Raw genomic sequence first — 16,899 nt, 5'->3', positions numbered from 1 at the left:
CCGGGCGCCGCGATGGGAACCAACTCGAAAGCCGGCCACGCCGCCTACGCCGTCACCCCCGCAGGCCCGAAGACGTTCGCGCCGAGTGCCGCGGATGACGCGCTTCTGCAGCACTTCGCGGCGATCTGCGCGCACACCACCGAGCCCGCGGACGTCGCCGAGGAGGACCTGAAGTTCGTCGCCGGCATCGTGCAGGGCGGCATCGACCCCGACGACCCGACCGGGCCGCCGGCGATCGACCTCCCCGACGATCCGGTCGAGGGCTTCGGGATGTTCTCGGCCGCGGTCGGAGCTGCGCTCGCCGCCGAAAGCCAGCTCTCCGACACCGCGGCCGGGCCCTACCACCAGCAGCTGCAGGCCCTCACCTCCGAATACCTGGCCTCCTTGACTCCGGACGAACTCGTCGAGGTCGCCGCTGCGTCCGGGTTCCACTATCCGGATTTGGTCGGGTTCACCGGCCGGGCGCCCCACCCGCTCGCGGTGTGGCTGGACCCGGCCGTACCGGCAGACGCTGAAGCCAAGAAGAAGATCCAGGCCCTTGCCCAAGCTCGCTACGACGCGCTGTGCGCGGGCGAGACGGTCAACGGGATGTCGCTGCGTCAGTGGGCCCTCCCTGCACCCGCGTCGGGGTTACCGCAGGGGTTCGACGGCTGGCTGGCCAGCAAGGCTCAACTCGTCGATGCGCAGTCGAGTTTCGACGCCGCGGCCGCAGCCGTCACCGTAGAAGGCTCTACTGCATCGGCGGCCAGGATCGCGGTCTTGCTGCACTGCGAAAACCGGATCGCGACGGCACAGAATCCCGCGTTGACCGACGACTTCGCTGTCGCGACCGCCGCGGCCCGCCACCAGGTCGACCAACTGCTGGGTTCCGTCACCGCCGCCCAGCTGGGCACCGCGGTATTGAAGGCGAAGAACGCCAAGACGGTCGACGACAGCCACACGAAGACCCTCAACGCACAGCAAATCCTGCAGTTGCTGCGCGCCTCGACCTCGGCCGGCGAGCGGCAGGAGCTCCACGCCGCCGTCATCGAGCGGTCGGCGATGCTGTCCAGCTCCGCGGCCTGTGCGGGAGAAGCCGCCGTCGTCCTTGCCTCCGGGCCCCTCGACCACGAGAAGGCCGGCGCCCTGACACAGCAGGTCCGCGCGATCGCCGTGGTCTACAAGGCCTCTTCCAGCTGGGACACCGTTGATCCGGCGCCGGACAACCAGGTCGTCCTGCAAGCCGGCCAGACGGCGGTGCTTGCCTGGGCGGACGAGCAGAAGGTCGCCGACCTCCGGGAGTTCGTCACCAGCAACGGCATAGCGAGTCCCGTAGAAGCCGTTGTCGCGACGAAGGCCACCTTGGGCAAGCTCCTGAAAGGACACTTGGACGCGTCGCCTTCTGCCGTCAGCGTGGTCAAACAGGAGCTGGGCGTGAAGACGGCGGTGCCGAACGCGCCCAAGCCGGTGGCAGCTCCGGTCATCGGCAAGCCGCGCAGCCGGTTCGGGGCACAGCACGCACAGCTCGTGGCTGCTCTGCATCAGGCGCAAGCCGCGCACGCCGTCGTTCCCAAGCCTCTGGATCCTGCGGCTGTCGCGGCGTGGGACTTCGGCACGGGAACGCCGGCGAAGCTCGGTGGAACCCACCCGAAAACCCTCCACACCGGGCCCGACGGCACAACCTGGATCGCCAAGCGTGAAGGAACATCGCACGGCGGAGCCAACACCCAAGCCGAAGCAGCCGCATCACGGCTGGTGGCCCGCGCTGGGTTGCCGGCGGTGCCGGTGTACGCCACCAAGGTCGAGGGCAAGCCGGTCAGCGTGCAGCCGATGCTGCCGGGCACGAAGCCGATGTCGGGCTCGCCCTCGAGCTGGTCGCAGGCCGACGTCGACGAGATCGTCCGGCTGCACGTCACGAGCTGGGCCCTGGGCAACCACGACGCCCACCACGACAACGTCCTGCGGACCGGCGATGGCGGTCTCGTGCCGATCGATCTGGGCCAATCGTTCAAGAACTTCGGCCAAGACAAACTCGCACTCGGCTACCGGCCGAGCACCACGGCGGTCTACGACCAGGTCTACGACGCCCACCTCGCCGGCTCACTCGGCAAGGGCGTGCAGGTCAACCCGGCTGTGGCGCATTCGGTTATCCGCCGGCTCGAGTCCGTGCCCGACGCCGAGTGGCGCGCCACCCTCCACACCACCGCCTACTCGGGTGCGAGCCAGAACATGAAGTGGGTGGCGCCGATGCGCGCCCGGGCCGCCAAGACCCATGGTATCGCCGAATCCGCGGTGACCGCGGGGCAGATCGCCGAGTCCTTTTTGGATCACGCCGTGGAGCGCAAGAAAAATCTGCGTCGCGACTTCGTGAAGTTCTTCTCCGGCGACCTCAAGATCTCCTCGGCATCGGCCCTGCAGCACCTCGGCAAGGCCTGATGGGCACCAACTCGAAAACGGTCCACACCCCGTACGTCATCGCACCGTCCGCCGCGGTGGATGACGACGAGCAGAGCGAGCCAGAGCCGCCCTCCGAAGTCCAAGAGCCGGAGGTGGTTCTGGTTGCCGACGATCCGGTCGATGTGGAGCCAGGACAGCTGCCGGTCACCACGATTCCGCTGACCCCCGACGTCGGGCACGCCTACGGCGAGCCAGTCCTCGTCGGCGGCGCCGACCTGCTGTCCTCGACGGCCACCCTGGTCAGCTACCAGAGCAGCAACGGCCCGCAAAGCGTGCTGCACGCGCGAGTGGACGAAGACGCCGAGGCGAAGCTGCTCGACGCACTCAACATCAGCCCGCAGATGGTCCCGGCGCAGGTCGAGCAGCAGGTCACCGGCCGGCTACCGGTCGACGAGAAGCACGCCGTGGCCGAGAAGCTCATCGCCGCGGCCAAGAGCGTCAACCACCACATCGGCAACGGCACCCTCACCACGGGGGCACCAACGCCCGCGACGACCACTGAGAAGATCGACGCCGCCGAGACCGCGATCCAGGGCCTCGCGGAGATCCTCGGCGACTCGCCCTCCACCGTTGAGCAGGCCATGCTCGACCACTACGTCGGACGGTTCCAGGCTCTGCAGCACGCCGCCGCGACCGGCACGAAGGTCGACCAAGTGGCGCCGTTCCTGCATGAAGGCACCGCCCTGGTTACCGTGATGGTCCTGGCGCTCCCGCCCGCGGCCTTCGGCGACTCCGCTGTCGCCGTCCTGCGAAGTGCGACCCGGATCAAGCCGAAGCTGGACACCACGACCGGGCAGGCCAGCTGGGACGGCGCCCGGGACACGAACGTGGCCGGCAAGGAGTACGCCATCGACCTCGGCGACGGTTTCCAGGCGGTCTATCGTCCCTACGGCGTCAACAACCCCGCCACGACGGAGTACTCGCTGCGCGGCCGGCTCGAGGTCATCGCGCCCGCAGGCGAGGGGCAGGGGCCCGAGCTCGTCCGGCGGCTCGGCCAGCTGAACCTGGCGAACCGGCCGATGACCCGCGACGAAGGTGAGTACAGCTACCTGACGGCCAACGTCACCGCCCAGAGCTTGGGCCAGCACGCCGAGGTGGTCGCGGCCCGGGTGACGGGCGTCCATCTCGAAGACATGGTGCGCCAGGAGATCTTCCACGACCGCGCCCACGAGGCCGTCGGCATGACGGACGCACAGCTGGCCCGTTTCGCCAAGGACATCCAGCTCGAAGCCCACACCCGAGCCCTGCCGGCCAAGGTGCAGGTCCTGCGCGACGCCGTTGCCAAGGCCGCCGGCTTCACCGACGGCGATTCCCTCGCGTCGAGTCCCGGCTACGACCCGGCACCACGGCGTTCGGCCGGTTGGCTGTCCTGGACCCGGTTCGACGTCGGCAACTCCCTCACGAAACTCACCAGCGCGGTCGCCGGCCGATCGCTGGCCCACAGCACCTCGGCCGCCGGGCTCAAGGCGATGCTCGCCACCGGGGTACTCGCCTCGACCGAACGCCGCACGACGATGGGCACGCACCAGAACGTGGGCAAGAGCGAGCACGCCGACAAGCTCAGCGGTGGCGCCAGCTCCGTGTTCCTGCGGGTTCGGAAAACCTCGTCGCTCGGATCCGGACCGAGCTTGGTTTGGGATCAGCCCGAGCGGCTGCTCACCCGCGCGGACTACTACGGCGCGAACGCCGACACCTTCGGCGCGGTCAACCCGGCCGGCAATCACTCGACGTCCAAGGCCACCCGTGACCCGTTCAAGATCGTGTCCTTCACCAACGCGAGCAACGAGGTCATGTTCGCCGACGGCATCGACCTGCTCGGGCCGGAAGGGCCCAGCCGGATCCTTTGCCAGAGCAAGATGCAGCGGGACGAGATCCGGACGATGCTGACGGCGAAGGGTGTCACCACGATCGCCGGAAAACCCATCAAGGAGGTCGTGACGATATGAACCACGAGCTGTGGCGCAGGCTGCACGACCTGCTCAACGGACGCGGAGAAGACGCGGGGGAGAACCTTCCCGGCGCCGAACTCATCGTCAGCGAGGACGGCCAAGAAGTGTTTCGGGCCGCGCTGGCACGCCATGCGCGCCGAGACGAAGACGATCCGGCGGTGATCTGGATCCGTCCGCTCGTCGGAGGCAGCGTCCGGGCGAATCTGCCGGTCTTCGATCTCGCCGCGGCCCGGCGACGCGCCTTGCACGTCGCCGAAGCTCGAACCGAGGGCGAAAGCCTCGTTCTCGATCTCGTCACCGGACAAGAAGCCCGAGTCCGGCCGGCGCGTGGCGCGCAGCTCGCCGCGCTGCAGGATTTCGACACCTGGTTGATCACGTTGACGGCGGAAGAACGAGCCGAGGCCGAAGCACTCGATCACGACTGACCGCATCCACCATCCGCGAGACCTGCATGTCTCTGCCGAACTCGGCAGAAAGTTGGTGGTCGCGGATGCGTTGCTGCACCACGGTTCCGGAGCTTGCCGCTGTGGAGTGGGTCGCCGATCACCTCGAAGCCCGCGGACATCTTCTCGTGCACGGCGTGACGCTCGCTCAAGTCGCCAGGCGAGCGGTCGCAGCACTGGAGGCTTATCCGTTCGCCGGCGCGCGGAAGGTGCGGCTGCGGATCCTGCACGCCGGCTGGTGGCGCGTCGAATCGTGCCACTGCGTCCGTTCGCTGGCCTGCTCGAACCATCCGGTCTGGCACTACCGCCCGGCCACGGCGTCCGATGCCGGCGCGTGGCGGGGCGCCGAGGTGCGCCTCCAGTTCTGAATCAGGCCGGTGCCGCGGCGACGTGACTTCTGCGTTCGAATCGGACCGCACCCGGAGGGATCATGTACGAGTACTCGGAGAACGACCTCGACCACGCCGCCACCTGCGCTGCCCAGCGCTTCGACCTGGACACCGAGCACGCCCGCGAACTGGTCGACGTCGTGGCGAACGCGTTCACCGAAGGCGGCGACGCAGTCGACGACGCGGCGTGGGAGGTCCAAGGCCAGGACGCGGCCGTGCCGGGCGAGGACTTCGTCGACGACGTCGCGACCAACCTCGGCTACGACCTCCCGTGACCACGTCCGCCGACGACGGCGCCGACCACTACGTCGTCCTGCAACGGAAGAGCCGGCTGTTCCCGGCGATCACCGTCGCCGCCTACCGCCTGTCCCGGCTTCCCATCTGGCGAGGCCGGGACGCTGTCGACGCCGCACCGGTGTTCGACAGCATGGAAGACGCCTGCATGCAGACCGCGTTCTTCTGCAGTGAGGAACTCAACGCCGCGCTGGAACGGCTGCTCGAGGCCGCGCGTACGTGGGCCGAGATCGTGCGAACCATCCAGGTCAACAGCCGACCGGGTTTCGGCGGCGTGATAGCCGAGCTCTTTCAGGAGGACGAGGAGTCCGGACGTCGTCGGCTGGACCGGGCGATCACGACGTTCGTCACGGAAGCCCGCGCGGACCTCGGTATCGAAGGTGGCTGGGCGCCGCCGCATCCGAGCGCAGCCGACTGAGCGGAAGTCAGGGAACGAGGCGCCAATGAGCGGTTTTCTTGTCCCAGAAGGCTTCAGTGTAGAGCCGGTTCAAATCGGGAAAGCCGGAAGACAGCATCATGCCCAGGTCCTCGCAGTCCTGCCACCCTGGCCAACGTCCATCCCAGACGTCCTCACCACAGTCGTGGTCACCAGCGCACCCTGAACGTTGAAGCCCGGTCCACAGGCAGCGCGCCGCGTCGCAGCGCCGGCGGTGCGCGACTCCGATAGCGGATCGGCAAGAAGGGCAAAGCGCTGCGGTGCCTGCACCGTCCATTGTGGTCATCGATTCACTTGCCGGGGCGACTCGGCGGCGTGTCCACCAGGTTGACCTTCTTCGTGATCCTGATCGGTGCGTCCACTGGCCCACGCCAATGCCCGGCGACCGGGGTCAACCGGCGCAGCTGTCGCCCCGGACCGTAGGCCTGACGGCGGATGAACGGCGCGACCGGGAACCGGACGCTGACGGTGCGTCCCGACGGCTCATCACGACGAGCGGGCTTCGACGTCGCCGTCCGGCTGACCGAGACCACCCGGACGGGTGACGGGCTGATCCCGGCTCGCTGCGCGCGGGCGCGCTGAGTCCGGGGAAGGTGTTCCTCGGTCGTCTCGGTCAGTGTGTTCGGCGTGCAGAAGATCCAGCCCGCGTGAACGGTCCGCAACCAGTTGATCGTCGTCTCTGCGGCCGCGATATGCGCCAATTCGATCGGCTGCCCGTCTGGTCTCGGGTTGATTTCTGCTGATTTCGCACCCCAGGGCAGGTAGATCTCGTTGTCCCAGGTCAGCTCGGCGTTCTGCTGACGGGCCGTGCTCTCGGCTTCGGCCGCGCTCGCCCCGGCCGAGCGTGCGAGCCGCTTGATCGCGGCGAAGTCGGTGGCGCTCCAGAACGTGATCCACAGCCCACCGGTGTCGGACCTGATCAGCTCGGTCCCGCCCCACGACACGGCGACGATGTCGACCCGCTTGCCGTCGTCGCGGACGTACTCGGCCATCGGCTCGGCGAACAGCATGAACCCCGTCATCGCCGGGACGTCCTGCGGCTGCAGGCCCCACTCGTCTTGCAGGCTGGGAGCCGCCTGGCGGACCAGCTGGGTGATGTCGGCGGTCACGTAGAACAGCTGTGCCTTGACCAACCGCCGGTACTCGTCTCCGAGCAGAAGCAGCGCTCCTTTCTCCGGCGTGGTCATCGGCCGGAGCGTCCCGCGGCCCCTGCGCAGAGACGTCGCCGTGAACCAGTGGGCGGGCTCGGTCAGCAAATAGTCCGTCAGGTGCTCCCGCAACGCTGGTAGCCGCCGCGGTTCGGGAGGCGACCAGCTGGCTCCCTCGTGGTTGGGCATCTCATCTCCCCTGCTTAAAACCTTGTGTATTAAGTGCTCGCGGTTTACGGTAGGCAAACTTCGAGTACTAAGTCAACAAGGTTTTGGTGGGAGGGTGAGATGAAGAAACGCAGGCACCGGGCCGACGGGGAACGGATGAACAAGCCGCTCGACGTGGAGGTACACGCCTTGCAGATCGCCGTCGAAGTCGCGGCTGCCTGGCGCACTCGGATTGCTCCTCGTGGGCCGGCGATCCCGCTCGGCGTCGTCGCCACGATCGCGGCGGGCGGACTGCTCGTCGATCGGCCTGATCACCTGGCCAAGGTCATGATGTCGGCGTCGCCGGGCGATTTCGTCGGCATCGCCAGGGGAGTCTGGGGCGAGGTGTTCGCTCGCCGCCCGGACCTGGCGCAGTGGGCGTATCTGCTGCTCGACTGGCTCTACGGTGAGACCGATGAGCGGCTGCGTCGCCGGATCAAGCGAACTGCTGAAGCCGCGTTGCGCGCCGGCCAGCTTGAGCTGACCACGGGGAGGCGTCGCTTCACCTGCGACCTGCTGGGCCCGGTCCTCGCAGCCCTTCGCTCCAGGCCGGGGCTGAAGGTCGACACGCGGATGTATGCGCCCAGTCCCACCGCGTGGAAGCTCACCGCCGTCAGCCTCCGTGACCTCGAACCGGGACGGCTGTTCCGTGACGATGCCGTCGGCACCGGCGGCCTTTTCCGCGCGACGGCGGAGGTCGTCCGCTGCCAGGGACTCGATCCGGCCGACATGCGCTGGTTCGGCGCCGACAGCGACGAACTGGCTGTCGCGGCAACCGCGATCAACGCCTTGATCTGGGAGCTAGGCCCAGAGGTCTTCTTCTACGCCGGGGACGTCCGCGCCTTTCCGCACTGGCCCGATGAGGCGGAACGTCAGCGCGCGTGGTTCCTCGAGCAGGTCGGTAGCGTGAACGAGGCGATGGCCCTCCTGGACTACCTGAAGGAGTTCTGACACGCACGAGCGCCGAGAATGCGTCCTCCACCTGGTCGTTCCTGCTAACTTCGGCTGGTGGAGCACGCCGAGCGGGAGATCAAGGACGGCCCGGCCGCGCCGGCGGGCACGACGTTCCGCTACGTCGACATGGTGGAGATCGGGACGTGGTTCAACGTCAGCCACCGAGCGGTCGCGAACTGGCGCACGCGCTACGCCGAAGACCACCCCTTTCCCGAACCGGACGCGGTCACCGGTCGCACGCCGGGCTGGTCGCGGGAGCGTCGTGAGGAGATCGAACGCTGGGAGGCAGCCCGCCCCGGTCCGGGTGTGGGCGGCGGTCGTCCACGAAAAGAGGGCTGAGCCCGCGCTCCTGAGGGGCGACTTCGGCGAGGTTACCTCGCGTTCTGTTCGCTGAGGGATCGCCACCCGGCGGGTGGGAAGTCCGGTGTGGCCCGAGGCAAGCAGGGCGCCGGTGTGGCTGCCGTGCTTGTCGGCCGACGCGACAAATGTGTACCGGGCCGAGTCCCCTGAGGTCCAGCGAGGCCACCTTCCCGCTGCCGCCGGAAAGCGTAGCGAGCACTGGTCGCCTGCTACGTGGGGAGAATCGCCTATGTCAGTTCCTCCGGTTGGGTCAGCAGCGCTTCGGGTGTTACCGGCACGAAACCGCGAGCCGATTCCGGCGAGGACCGCCGGACAACCGTTCGTCCCGCCTGCCGGGATGGGCACGCGCGCGGGCGCCGCTCGTGCGCGATTCTGCCGGGGCGCTCTCCTGCGGACTGCCCCGCGGTCCGCAGGGGAGCCACCACGTCCGCTCGCGCCGGCCTGGTACTTCACGACCTGCGAAGCGGGTCGGTGGTGACCGAAGCCGGCGGTCAGCGGGTGCTGCGCAACGTCAACGCAAAGGAGCGAGGATGACCACGTCGGAGGTCTTCGACCAGGAGAAGGTCCGGACGGTCGCGACCGGCCTGCGGTTCCCGGAAGGCGGTGCGGTCGACGCCGACGGCTCGGTCGTCGTCCCGGAGATCGAGGGTGCCGCGGTGAAGCGGGTGCGCCGCGACGGCGCGATCGAGATCATCGCCTCGGTCGGCGGTGGGGCCAACGGCCTGGCGTTCGGGCCGGACGGCGCGATCTACGTCTGCAACGACGGCGGGTACGTCTTCAAGGAGACCGACGGTCAGATCGCCCCGGTCGGCATCCCGGACGATTACGTCGGGGGCGCGATCCAGCGGGTCGACCCCGCGACCGGCGAGGTGCGGGACGTGTTCACCGAATGCGAGGGCGGCACCCGGCTCGGCGGCCTCAACGACATCGTGTTCGACGTCCACGGCGCCGCCTACGTCGCGGACACGACCCGCGGGATGATCCACTACGTCGACCCGTCGGCGGGCACCATCCGCACCGCGGCCGCGGACCTGCGGGGGCCCAACGGCGCCGGGCTGTCGCCGGACGGCACCCGCCTGTACGTGTCCGAGACCTACACCGGCCGGGTCCGGGTGTTCGAGGTGACCGGACCGGGCGGGCTGCGCGAGCTGCCCGACCTGTACCAGCACCCGGACGTGACCTACAGCCTGGACGGGCTGGCCGTGGACGGCCTCGGCCACGTGTGCGTCGCCGACCTGAGGGAATCCGGGATCGTTGTGCTCGATCCCGAGGGCGGCGGTGTGGTGGCGCGGTTCGTCACGCCGGTCCGGGACGGCAACGTCACCAACCTGTTCTTCGGCGCGGACAACGTCGCCTACGTCAGCGCCGGCGGGCAGGGCGCGCTCTACGCGGTGCCGTGGCCGTGGCCCGCACTCCGGCTGAACTTCCAGCCATGAGCGCCGCGCCGGGTGCCCCGGGGATCTCGGGGCACCCGGCGGCTACACCCGCGCGGCCGTCGTCGTCGCCTGCGGCGCGCGGCCGTACAGAGGTGACTCGGAGCCGGCCAGGAACCGTGGTGCGACGAGGACCGCGGTCACGCCGATGAGCGCCGCGGCACCCAGGACCAGCAGAGGCGCGAACACCGAGCCCAGCGCGAGCACGAGCGTGCTGGCGATCAGGGGCGCCGTCCCACCGCCGACCGCCGTGGCGAGCTGGGTGCCGATGTTCGATCCCGTGAAGCGGGCGGACACCGGGAACACTTCGGCGATGTAGGTGTAGATGGCGACCCCCGAGCCCGCGATCAACGCGATGAAGAGCGTGATGGCGATGCCGAGGAACAGCGGCGAGGTCGCACCGCCGAGGACGGCGAGGATCGGGACCATCAGCAGGAGCGACACCAGGAACGCGGCGATGATCATCCCGCGGTGGCCGAAGCGGTCCGTGAGCCGGCCGATCGTGGGCACCACCACGTTGCCCAGCGCCTGGCCGATCGCGTAGGTGAGGAAAATCGGTGCGGGGTCGAGCCGGCGCAGACCCGTCAGGTAGGGCACGAGCCAGCCGAGCAGCCCGCCGAACATCGCGTAGGCCAGGGCCACGAGGATGGCGATGAGCAGGATCCGGCGGTGGGTGACGAACGTGTCCTTCACCGGCGATCGGGCGATCTGGTTGCGCTGCACGAGTTCGGCGAAGTCCGGGGAGTCTTCGAGGCGCTTGCGGACCATGAAGGCGAGGACCGTCAGCGGGATGGCGACCAGGAAGGGGACGCGCCACCCCCAGGTGAGCATGGTCTGCGGCGAGACCGTCATCCCGATGACGGCGGCGGTGAACGCGCCCGAGGCGCCGCCGAGACCCGTCCCGAGGTTGACCATCGAGGCCAGCCCGGCCCGGCGCGACTTCGGCGCGGATTCCAGCACGTAGGTCACCGCCCCCTGCAGTTCGGCCCCGCTCGACGCGCCCTGCAGCACTCGCAGTACCACCAGCAGGATCGGGGCGGCGATCCCGATCGACGCGTGGGTCGGCAACACGGCGATCAGGCTGGTGGTGACGCCCATCAAGACGACCGTCAGCAGCAGCGTCTGGCGGCGGCCCCGGCGGTCGCCCATGCGCCCGAAGACGATGGCGCCGATCGGCTTGGCCACGAACCCGGCGCCGTAGACGGCGAGCCCGGCGAGGACCGACGCGGCGGGATCGCCCGACGGGAAGAACAACGGTGCTATGTAGACGGTCAGGACGCTGAACAGGAGGTAGTCGTAGTACTCGATGAACGTGCCCACGCCTCCGGCGAGTGCCGCCCGCCGCGCGGCGGGCGGCACGGGTTCCTTGGGGTGCTTGCGTTCGCGGTTGCCGGCGGGTCGTGTCTCCACGTGGCCACTCCTCGTCGAGTCGATGCGCGTCCCCGAACCGTGGCCGGGCTTGGTTGTCTGGTACCGGCTTCAGAGCCGGCCGGTGAGCTTTTCGACGGAGTTCGGGAGGCTGACCGACGGCGGGATCGGCGTCTCCGGCTCGCGGAGCAGGAGATCCAGCCTGCGCTGGGCGATGCGCCAGCCGTCGCCGTCGTGGACGAGGCGGTCCCGGTACAGGGCCGTTGTCCGGCTGATGTGCCCGGGCTGGTCGGCGTGGGTCCACTGGACCTGGCCGTAGCACGTCGCCCAGATTCCGCCGTCGTCGCCGCCGACGACGTGGTTCGTCATGACGTGCGCCGTCCAGCCGCAGCGGTCGTGGAACGGGACGAAGTCGCCGAGCCAGTCGTCCAGCCCGTGGTAGTCCCGGTTGGGGTAGCAGGCGAGGACATCGGGGGTGAACAGGGTCCGGAAGTAGTCCCAGTCCCGGGTGTCGATGGCCAGCGCGTACCCGTTCTGCAGGCGCAGGGCCGCCAGTGCGACGGCGTCGAGGTTCATCGGGGCGGCTCTTTCCTGGTCGGAGGGGGTCAGCCGATTGGACGGGAGGGCTGCGCAGCCACGTGCCGTCCCGCCCGGTAGCCCATCACCACGCTCGGGCCGACGCAGCCGCCACCGCCCGGGTAGGTCCCGCCGAGCACGGACGCCGAGGTGTTGCCCGCCGCGTAGAGCCCGTCGATGATCGGGACACGGTTGCCCAGGACCCGGGCGTCGGCGTCGATCCGCAGGCCGCCGTTGGTCCCGATCGTGCCCGGCCACTGCTGGATCGCGCCGTAGCGGGGGCCCGTGATCGGCTTGATGTGCACCGAATCCGGTCCGGTGAGCACGTGGGTCTGCAGCGGGTCGGCCCAGTCGGGGTCCTCGCCTTTCTCGGCGAACTCGTTGTAGTGGTCCACTGTGGCCAGCAGGGCTTCCGGGTCGATCCCGGTCTTTTCGGCGAGTTCGCGGATGGAGCCGGCCTCCACCAGCCACTCCGGCGGCTCCTCGCCGCCCGGTCCGGTCAGGTTGAGTTCGATCCCGGGCTTCGAGCCCAAGATGCCCTTCTCGAAGTGCTCGGCACCGAAGACGATCCACGCTGGCGGCTTGTTGGTGAAGCCCGGGTTGCGCTGGTCGAAGCTGTTGAAGGGGTGCGAGAAGTCGTTGTAGGTGTAGCCGCCGTGCATGAACCGGTTGCCGTGCTGGTTCACGATGATCGAGCCGGCGCCGAGGCCCATGATCATCTGCGGCAGCGGGTTGCCGTCTCGGCCCTTCTGCCACGGCTCGTAGACGACGCCGTAGCTGAAGAACGTCGTCATGGAGCCGAGTTTCGCGCCGGCCTCCATGGCCATCAGGTGCCCGTCGCCGGTGTTCGACCAGGGCGTCATCGGCTTGACTTCGTAGCCGATGAAGGTCTTGACCATCTCCTTGTTCCATTCGAAGCCGCCGCAGGCGAGCACGACGCCCTTGCGCGCGCCGATGCGCCGGCCGCCGGCCACCAGCCCGATGACCGCGCCGTCGGCGTCGGTCACCAGCTTTTCGCCCGGGGTTTCGGTGCGGACCTCGACGCCGGCGTCGACCAGGCCCTTGAGCAGGGCCGCGATCAGGCCGCCGCCTTTGGCCCGCCACACCTCCTTTTCCCGCTTCGCCAGTTCTTCGGCGCTGATCCCGCCTCGCCGGGACTCCGGGAAGCTGATCTCCACCGGAGGCACCCACGGGCCCTTGTTGATCTTTCGGGCGAGGTCCAGGCCGAGCTCGGGGCCGGCGGGGAACGGCTTGATCGAGACCGAGCGGGGGAACGGCCGGACGCCGGGGATGCGATCCCCGATGACCGAGTAGTAGTCGTCCAGCCCGATGTGCGGTTCCGTGTCGAGTCCGGTGTGCGCTTCGAGGTACTCGAGGGCCTCGGGGCCGGTGTCCACGTAGACCTCGATCAGCGACGGGTCGCTGGCGCGCCCGTCCGAAAGCCGGGTGACGTAGGCGATCGCGTCCTCGCGGGAGTCCCGGTCCCGGACGTGCCTGCTGTTCGGGATCCACATGTCGCCGCCGGACACCGCGGTGGTGCCGCCGATGAACTCGTCCTTCTCCACGACCAGAACGCTCGCGCCGCCGTGGGCCGCGAGCAGCGCCGAGGTCAGCGCGCCCCCGCCACTGCCGACGACGACGACGTCGTGCACCTCGTCCCAGCTCGCTTCTCCGGTATCCGGCACAGCACTCTCCCGAGACCATTCGACGGTAGGTATCCGGGATCGTCGTGGACAGCAGGCGGCCGAGGAAGCGCCGATTCCGATGGCCGGGACGGTGGCCCGAGAACCCGTTCCGCTGCCCGGGATGTGTGCTGGATCCGGTTGCCGGGCAAGGGGAGAGTCGTCCTACCCCGGCGGTGGACGCCGCCGGTCTCAACGATCTAGGGAGAGCAGTGCGGGCCCTGAGCGATCTCTTCCGGCACTTCCTTCAGCTCGGCTACGTCACCGACGACATCGACGCCGCCGCGACCTACCTCCAGTCGCGGTTGGGCACGGTCGAGTGCCGGGTGCACCACGGCTCCTCGATGGGCGGCGGGCTGCCGCCGTCGATGGGCGGCGAGCCCGGTTCGACCTGGGTCGTGGTGGACGGCAAGCCGGCGAGCGAATGGGTGATCGACGCCCTGCTGGTCAACGCCGGCGCCACGAACATCGAGGTGATCAAGCCGGTCAGCGGGGCGGTCGACCTCTACCGCGAGCCGGTGCGCCCGGGCGCGCCGATCACGCTGCACCACCTCGGCTACCGCGTCGACGACTTCGACGAGGCCACCGACGTGGTCCGGGCGTCGGGCCGGTCGTGGGCGCAGTACGGCGAGACCGCCGGGATCCGGATGGGCTACCTGGACATGCGCGCGGAGATGGGCCACTACGTCGAAGTCATGCAGCTGGACGAAGCGAGCGCGGGGCGGTTCGCGGCGCTCGAAGCGGCCTCGAACCGGACGCCGGCCTGAGCCCGTGGACACTGTGGACACCGTGGACGTGGTGGTCGTCGGTTCCGGTGCCGGCTTGGTAGGCGCTTTCGCCGCGGCCGCGCGCGGACTGCGGACCGTGGTCGTCGAGCGGAGCGAGCAGCTCGGCGGACCGCCCGGCGCCTCGGACGGGACGCTCTGGCTGCCCGGTGCGGACGGGTCCGGCTTCGACGGCGCAGCTGGGGAGGACGTCCCGGTGCCGTTGCGCGACGCCTGGGCTCGAACGGCTCCCCAGCTGATCGAGGAACTGCAGGAGACCCACTGGTTCCCTTCGTTCCAGGACCGCGCCGGGCCGGCATCCGGCGGGCGGACCGTCGCCGGGCCGGACCTGCTGTGGGCCGCGCTGGGCAACCTCGTCGCGCTGATCCGCCCACCGCTCGACAGCGAAGGCTGGGGGACCGGGATCGCCCCGGTCATGCGCGGCGAGCAGGCGTTCGTGGGCCGGATGCTGCTCGCCTACCTCGAGACCGGCTGGGGCGCGGTCCGGGTCGACACCGCGGTCGAGGCACTCGTCGTGGAGCCGTCCGGGGTCCGCGGGGTGACGACCCGGGGCGGCGCCACCATCCGGGCCGGACGCGGCGTGCTGCTGACCGAGGATCCGGGGTTCGCCGCGGTCGGCGCAGGTGCCGATCAGGGCACGAAGGGCGGCCTGCGCACCGACGAGCGAGCGCGCGTGCTGCGCCCGGACGGCACGGTCGTCCCGGGCCTGTACGCCACGGGAGACGCCATGGCGGCCGGCGACGACGCCGAGCGCCCGGATGTGCGTTTCGGCCGCGCGGCCGCGTTCGCCCACCTCGCGATCTTGGACCTGGCCCGGAGCTGACGCCGGGCGGCGTGGCTCAGGCGGAGTCCGTCGAGTGCCCGGGGAAGAGCGAAAGCCCCGGGTCCATGGCCACGGCCGCGTTGTTGATCGCCGTCGCGACCTCACCGAAGCCCACGGACATCAGCTTGATCTTGCCGGGGTAGGTCGTGACGTCGCCGGCGGCGTAGACCCGGTCGAGGGTGGTCCGCATCCGGGTGTCGACCACGATCGCCCGCCGGTCCAGCTCGATGCCCCACTCCAGGAGCGGACCCAGGTTGGAGATGAACCCGAGGGCCGCGACCACGGCGTCGACCTTGACGACCCGCGCCTGCTCCTCGCCATCGACCCGCAGGTGCGCTTCGCGCAGCCGGCCGTTCCCGAGCAGGGCCGCGACCTGGGCGCCGGTGACGATCGTGGCACCGCACTCGTGCACCTCCCGCACGCTCGCCGCGTGCGCGCGGAAGGTCGAGCGCCGGTGGACCAGGGTCACCGAGCGCGCGATCGGGTGCAGGGCCAGGGTCCAGTCGACGGCGCTGTCCCCGCCACCGACCACGAGCACGTCGCGGTCGGCGTACACCGTGGGGTCCGGGACGAAGTAGCTCAGCCCGCGGTCGAGGAACTCTTCGCCCGCGGGCAGGGTGCGCGGGGTGAAGGTGCCGATCCCCGCGGTCAGGACGACGGCCCCCGCGTCGATCACGGTGGCGTCGGACAGGGTCACCCGCAGCCGGCCGTCGGCAGACCGGTCGAGTCCGACCGCTTGTCGGCCCAGGAGGTAGACCGGGCCGTAGGAGTCCGCCTGCGTCTTCAGCGTCGCGACCACCTCGCGGCCGCGGGAGGCCGGGATTCCCGCTATGTCGCGGATCTCCTTCTCCGGGTACAACGCCGTGATCTGGCCGCCGACTTGGGGGAGCGCGTCCACGAGCACGGTGCCGAGCCCGCGGAACCCGGCGCAGTAGGCCCCGTAGAGCCCGGTCGGGCCGGCGCCCACGATGAGGATGTCGGTGGTCACGGTCTCGGCCACGGGCGGTCTCCTGGCGTGTTTTCGTGGTGGACGGGTGGGAGTAGCCCGAAGCTAGGGGGCTCGCCGGGCCCTGTCCGCCCGCCGCATCGCTCAGTGGGACGGTATTTGCGGTCCGCCACGGTGCCGCTCCCGTGGCCGTGACGCGGTATTCCGCCCACCGGGATGTGTGGTGGACCTGCTCGCAGGGCGCGGGGAGAGTCGATCGCGACCGGTGCCGGGAACACGACCGCGCCGCCGGCCGGCTTCGCAGATGTCTCGAACGGATCGCGGCGGCCGTCCTGGCGAGAGGGAGGTAACGCATGAGCGACGACGTCCGGGCGTGGATCGAACAGAAACTCTGCACGGGGGACGGCCTCTGCGTGCAGTTCGCCCCCGATGTGTTCCAGTTCGGCGAGGACGGCCTCGCCTACGTGAAAAAAGAGGCGGAGGGCGACCTGCTCACCGACGGTGAGCAGGCCGATGTGCCCGCGTCGCTGCGGCTCGACGTGATCGACGCGGCCGACGGCTGCCCGGGCAACTGCATCCACGTGGTGCGGCGCTCGGACGGTGTCGAGATCGCCGGCCCCGACGCCTGAGCGGTCCCCATGGTTCGTCCCCTTCGCAGAAGACAGGAGTA

The 16,899-nt window shown here is 69.7% G+C and carries 17 protein-coding genes; 12 read left to right on the top strand and 5 right to left on the bottom strand.

What is annotated here, in order from left to right:
* Window positions 1–12 precede the first annotated feature (12 nt).
* The 6 genes from QSK39_RS24780 to QSK39_RS24755 all read left to right on the top strand — a co-directional run bounded on the left by QSK39_RS24780 (window position 13) and on the right by QSK39_RS24755 (window position 5,929).
* Window positions 13–2,415, top strand: a complete 2,403-nt coding sequence (locus QSK39_RS24780) for a hypothetical protein (RefSeq protein ID WP_285480219.1) — start codon at window positions 13–15, stop codon at window positions 2,413–2,415.
* Window positions 2,416–2,528: 113 nt separating this feature from the next.
* The gene (locus QSK39_RS24775; protein ID WP_285480218.1) at window positions 2,529–4,382 is read left to right on the top strand and encodes a hypothetical protein; all 1,854 of its coding nucleotides are present in this window, start codon (window positions 2,529–2,531) and stop codon (window positions 4,380–4,382) included.
* Entirely contained in the window at window positions 4,379–4,810 is a 432-nt protein-coding gene (locus tag QSK39_RS24770; protein WP_285480217.1) for a hypothetical protein, read from the top strand. The genes QSK39_RS24775 and QSK39_RS24770 overlap by 4 nt, the downstream gene beginning before the upstream one ends.
* Window positions 4,811–4,836: 26 nt before the next feature.
* The gene (locus QSK39_RS24765) at window positions 4,837–5,196 is read left to right on the top strand and encodes a hypothetical protein (RefSeq protein WP_285480216.1); all 360 of its coding nucleotides are present in this window, start codon (window positions 4,837–4,839) and stop codon (window positions 5,194–5,196) included.
* Window positions 5,197–5,258: 62 nt separating this feature from the next.
* Window positions 5,259–5,492, top strand: coding sequence for a hypothetical protein (locus tag QSK39_RS24760; protein WP_285480215.1), 234 nt, complete (start codon window positions 5,259–5,261; stop codon window positions 5,490–5,492).
* Complete coding sequence (locus tag QSK39_RS24755; RefSeq protein WP_285480214.1) at window positions 5,489–5,929, top strand: hypothetical protein; 441 nt, start codon at window positions 5,489–5,491, stop codon at window positions 5,927–5,929. Before QSK39_RS24760 ends, QSK39_RS24755 begins: the two co-directional genes overlap by 4 nt.
* A gap of 308 nt (window positions 5,930–6,237) precedes the next feature.
* Here QSK39_RS24755 and QSK39_RS24750 read toward each other — a convergent pair whose 3' ends face one another.
* Window positions 6,238–7,134 (bottom strand): hypothetical protein, encoded by an 897-nt coding sequence (locus QSK39_RS24750; protein ID WP_285480213.1) that lies wholly within the window; start codon window positions 7,132–7,134, stop codon window positions 6,238–6,240.
* Between the two features lie 249 nt (window positions 7,135–7,383).
* On the opposite strand from QSK39_RS24750, the gene QSK39_RS24745 reads away from it, so the two are divergent.
* The 3 genes from QSK39_RS24745 (at window position 7,384) to QSK39_RS24735 (ending at window position 10,052) form a co-directional block, all read left to right on the top strand.
* Window positions 7,384–8,253 carry an SAM-dependent DNA methyltransferase gene (locus QSK39_RS24745; protein ID WP_285480212.1) on the top strand — a complete coding sequence of 290 codons (870 nt, stop codon included), beginning with the start codon at window positions 7,384–7,386 and terminating at the stop codon, window positions 8,251–8,253.
* 57 nt (window positions 8,254–8,310) lie between these two features.
* On the top strand, window positions 8,311–8,595 hold the full coding sequence (locus QSK39_RS24740) for a hypothetical protein (RefSeq protein WP_285480211.1): 285 nt from the start codon (window positions 8,311–8,313) through the stop codon (window positions 8,593–8,595).
* A gap of 551 nt (window positions 8,596–9,146) precedes the next feature.
* A complete protein-coding gene (locus QSK39_RS24735; protein ID WP_285480210.1) occupies window positions 9,147–10,052 on the top strand; it encodes an SMP-30/gluconolactonase/LRE family protein in 906 nt (301 codons plus the stop codon).
* Between the two features lie 42 nt (window positions 10,053–10,094).
* Here QSK39_RS24735 and QSK39_RS24730 read toward each other — a convergent pair whose 3' ends face one another.
* The 3 genes from QSK39_RS24730 to QSK39_RS24720 form a co-directional block, all read right to left on the bottom strand.
* On the bottom strand, window positions 10,095–11,459 hold the full coding sequence (locus QSK39_RS24730) for an MFS transporter (protein WP_285480209.1): 1,365 nt from the start codon (window positions 11,457–11,459) through the stop codon (window positions 10,095–10,097).
* Between the two features lie 69 nt (window positions 11,460–11,528).
* Window positions 11,529–11,993: a nuclear transport factor 2 family protein gene (locus tag QSK39_RS24725; RefSeq protein ID WP_285480208.1), complete on the bottom strand. Its 465-nt coding sequence runs from the start codon at window positions 11,991–11,993 to the stop codon at window positions 11,529–11,531.
* 29 nt (window positions 11,994–12,022) lie between these two features.
* Window positions 12,023–13,678, bottom strand: coding sequence for an FAD-dependent oxidoreductase (locus tag QSK39_RS24720; RefSeq protein ID WP_285480207.1), 1,656 nt, complete (start codon window positions 13,676–13,678; stop codon window positions 12,023–12,025).
* 209 nt (window positions 13,679–13,887) lie between these two features.
* On the opposite strand from QSK39_RS24720, the gene QSK39_RS24715 reads away from it, so the two are divergent.
* A complete protein-coding gene (locus QSK39_RS24715) occupies window positions 13,888–14,442 on the top strand; it encodes a VOC family protein (protein WP_285480206.1) in 555 nt (184 codons plus the stop codon).
* 4 nt (window positions 14,443–14,446) lie between these two features.
* The gene (locus QSK39_RS24710) at window positions 14,447–15,283 is read left to right on the top strand and encodes an FAD-binding protein (RefSeq protein WP_502873304.1); all 837 of its coding nucleotides are present in this window, start codon (window positions 14,447–14,449) and stop codon (window positions 15,281–15,283) included.
* A gap of 16 nt (window positions 15,284–15,299) precedes the next feature.
* Here QSK39_RS24710 and QSK39_RS24700 read toward each other — a convergent pair whose 3' ends face one another.
* Window positions 15,300–16,283, bottom strand: a complete 984-nt coding sequence (locus QSK39_RS24700; RefSeq protein WP_285480205.1) for an NAD(P)/FAD-dependent oxidoreductase — start codon at window positions 16,281–16,283, stop codon at window positions 15,300–15,302.
* A 299-nt stretch (window positions 16,284–16,582) separates the two neighbouring features.
* Between QSK39_RS24700 and QSK39_RS24695 the strand changes: the two genes are divergently transcribed.
* Entirely contained in the window at window positions 16,583–16,858 is a 276-nt protein-coding gene (locus QSK39_RS24695) for a ferredoxin (protein WP_285480204.1), read from the top strand.
* The last annotated feature ends 41 nt before the right edge of the window (window positions 16,859–16,899 follow it).

This window comes from Amycolatopsis sp. NBRC 101858 (assembly GCF_030269325.1).
GTDB classification, from domain to species: Bacteria; Actinomycetota; Actinomycetes; order Mycobacteriales; family Pseudonocardiaceae; genus Amycolatopsis; species Amycolatopsis ponsaeliensis.
This window is presented reverse-complemented; position numbering and strand designations above follow the sequence as displayed.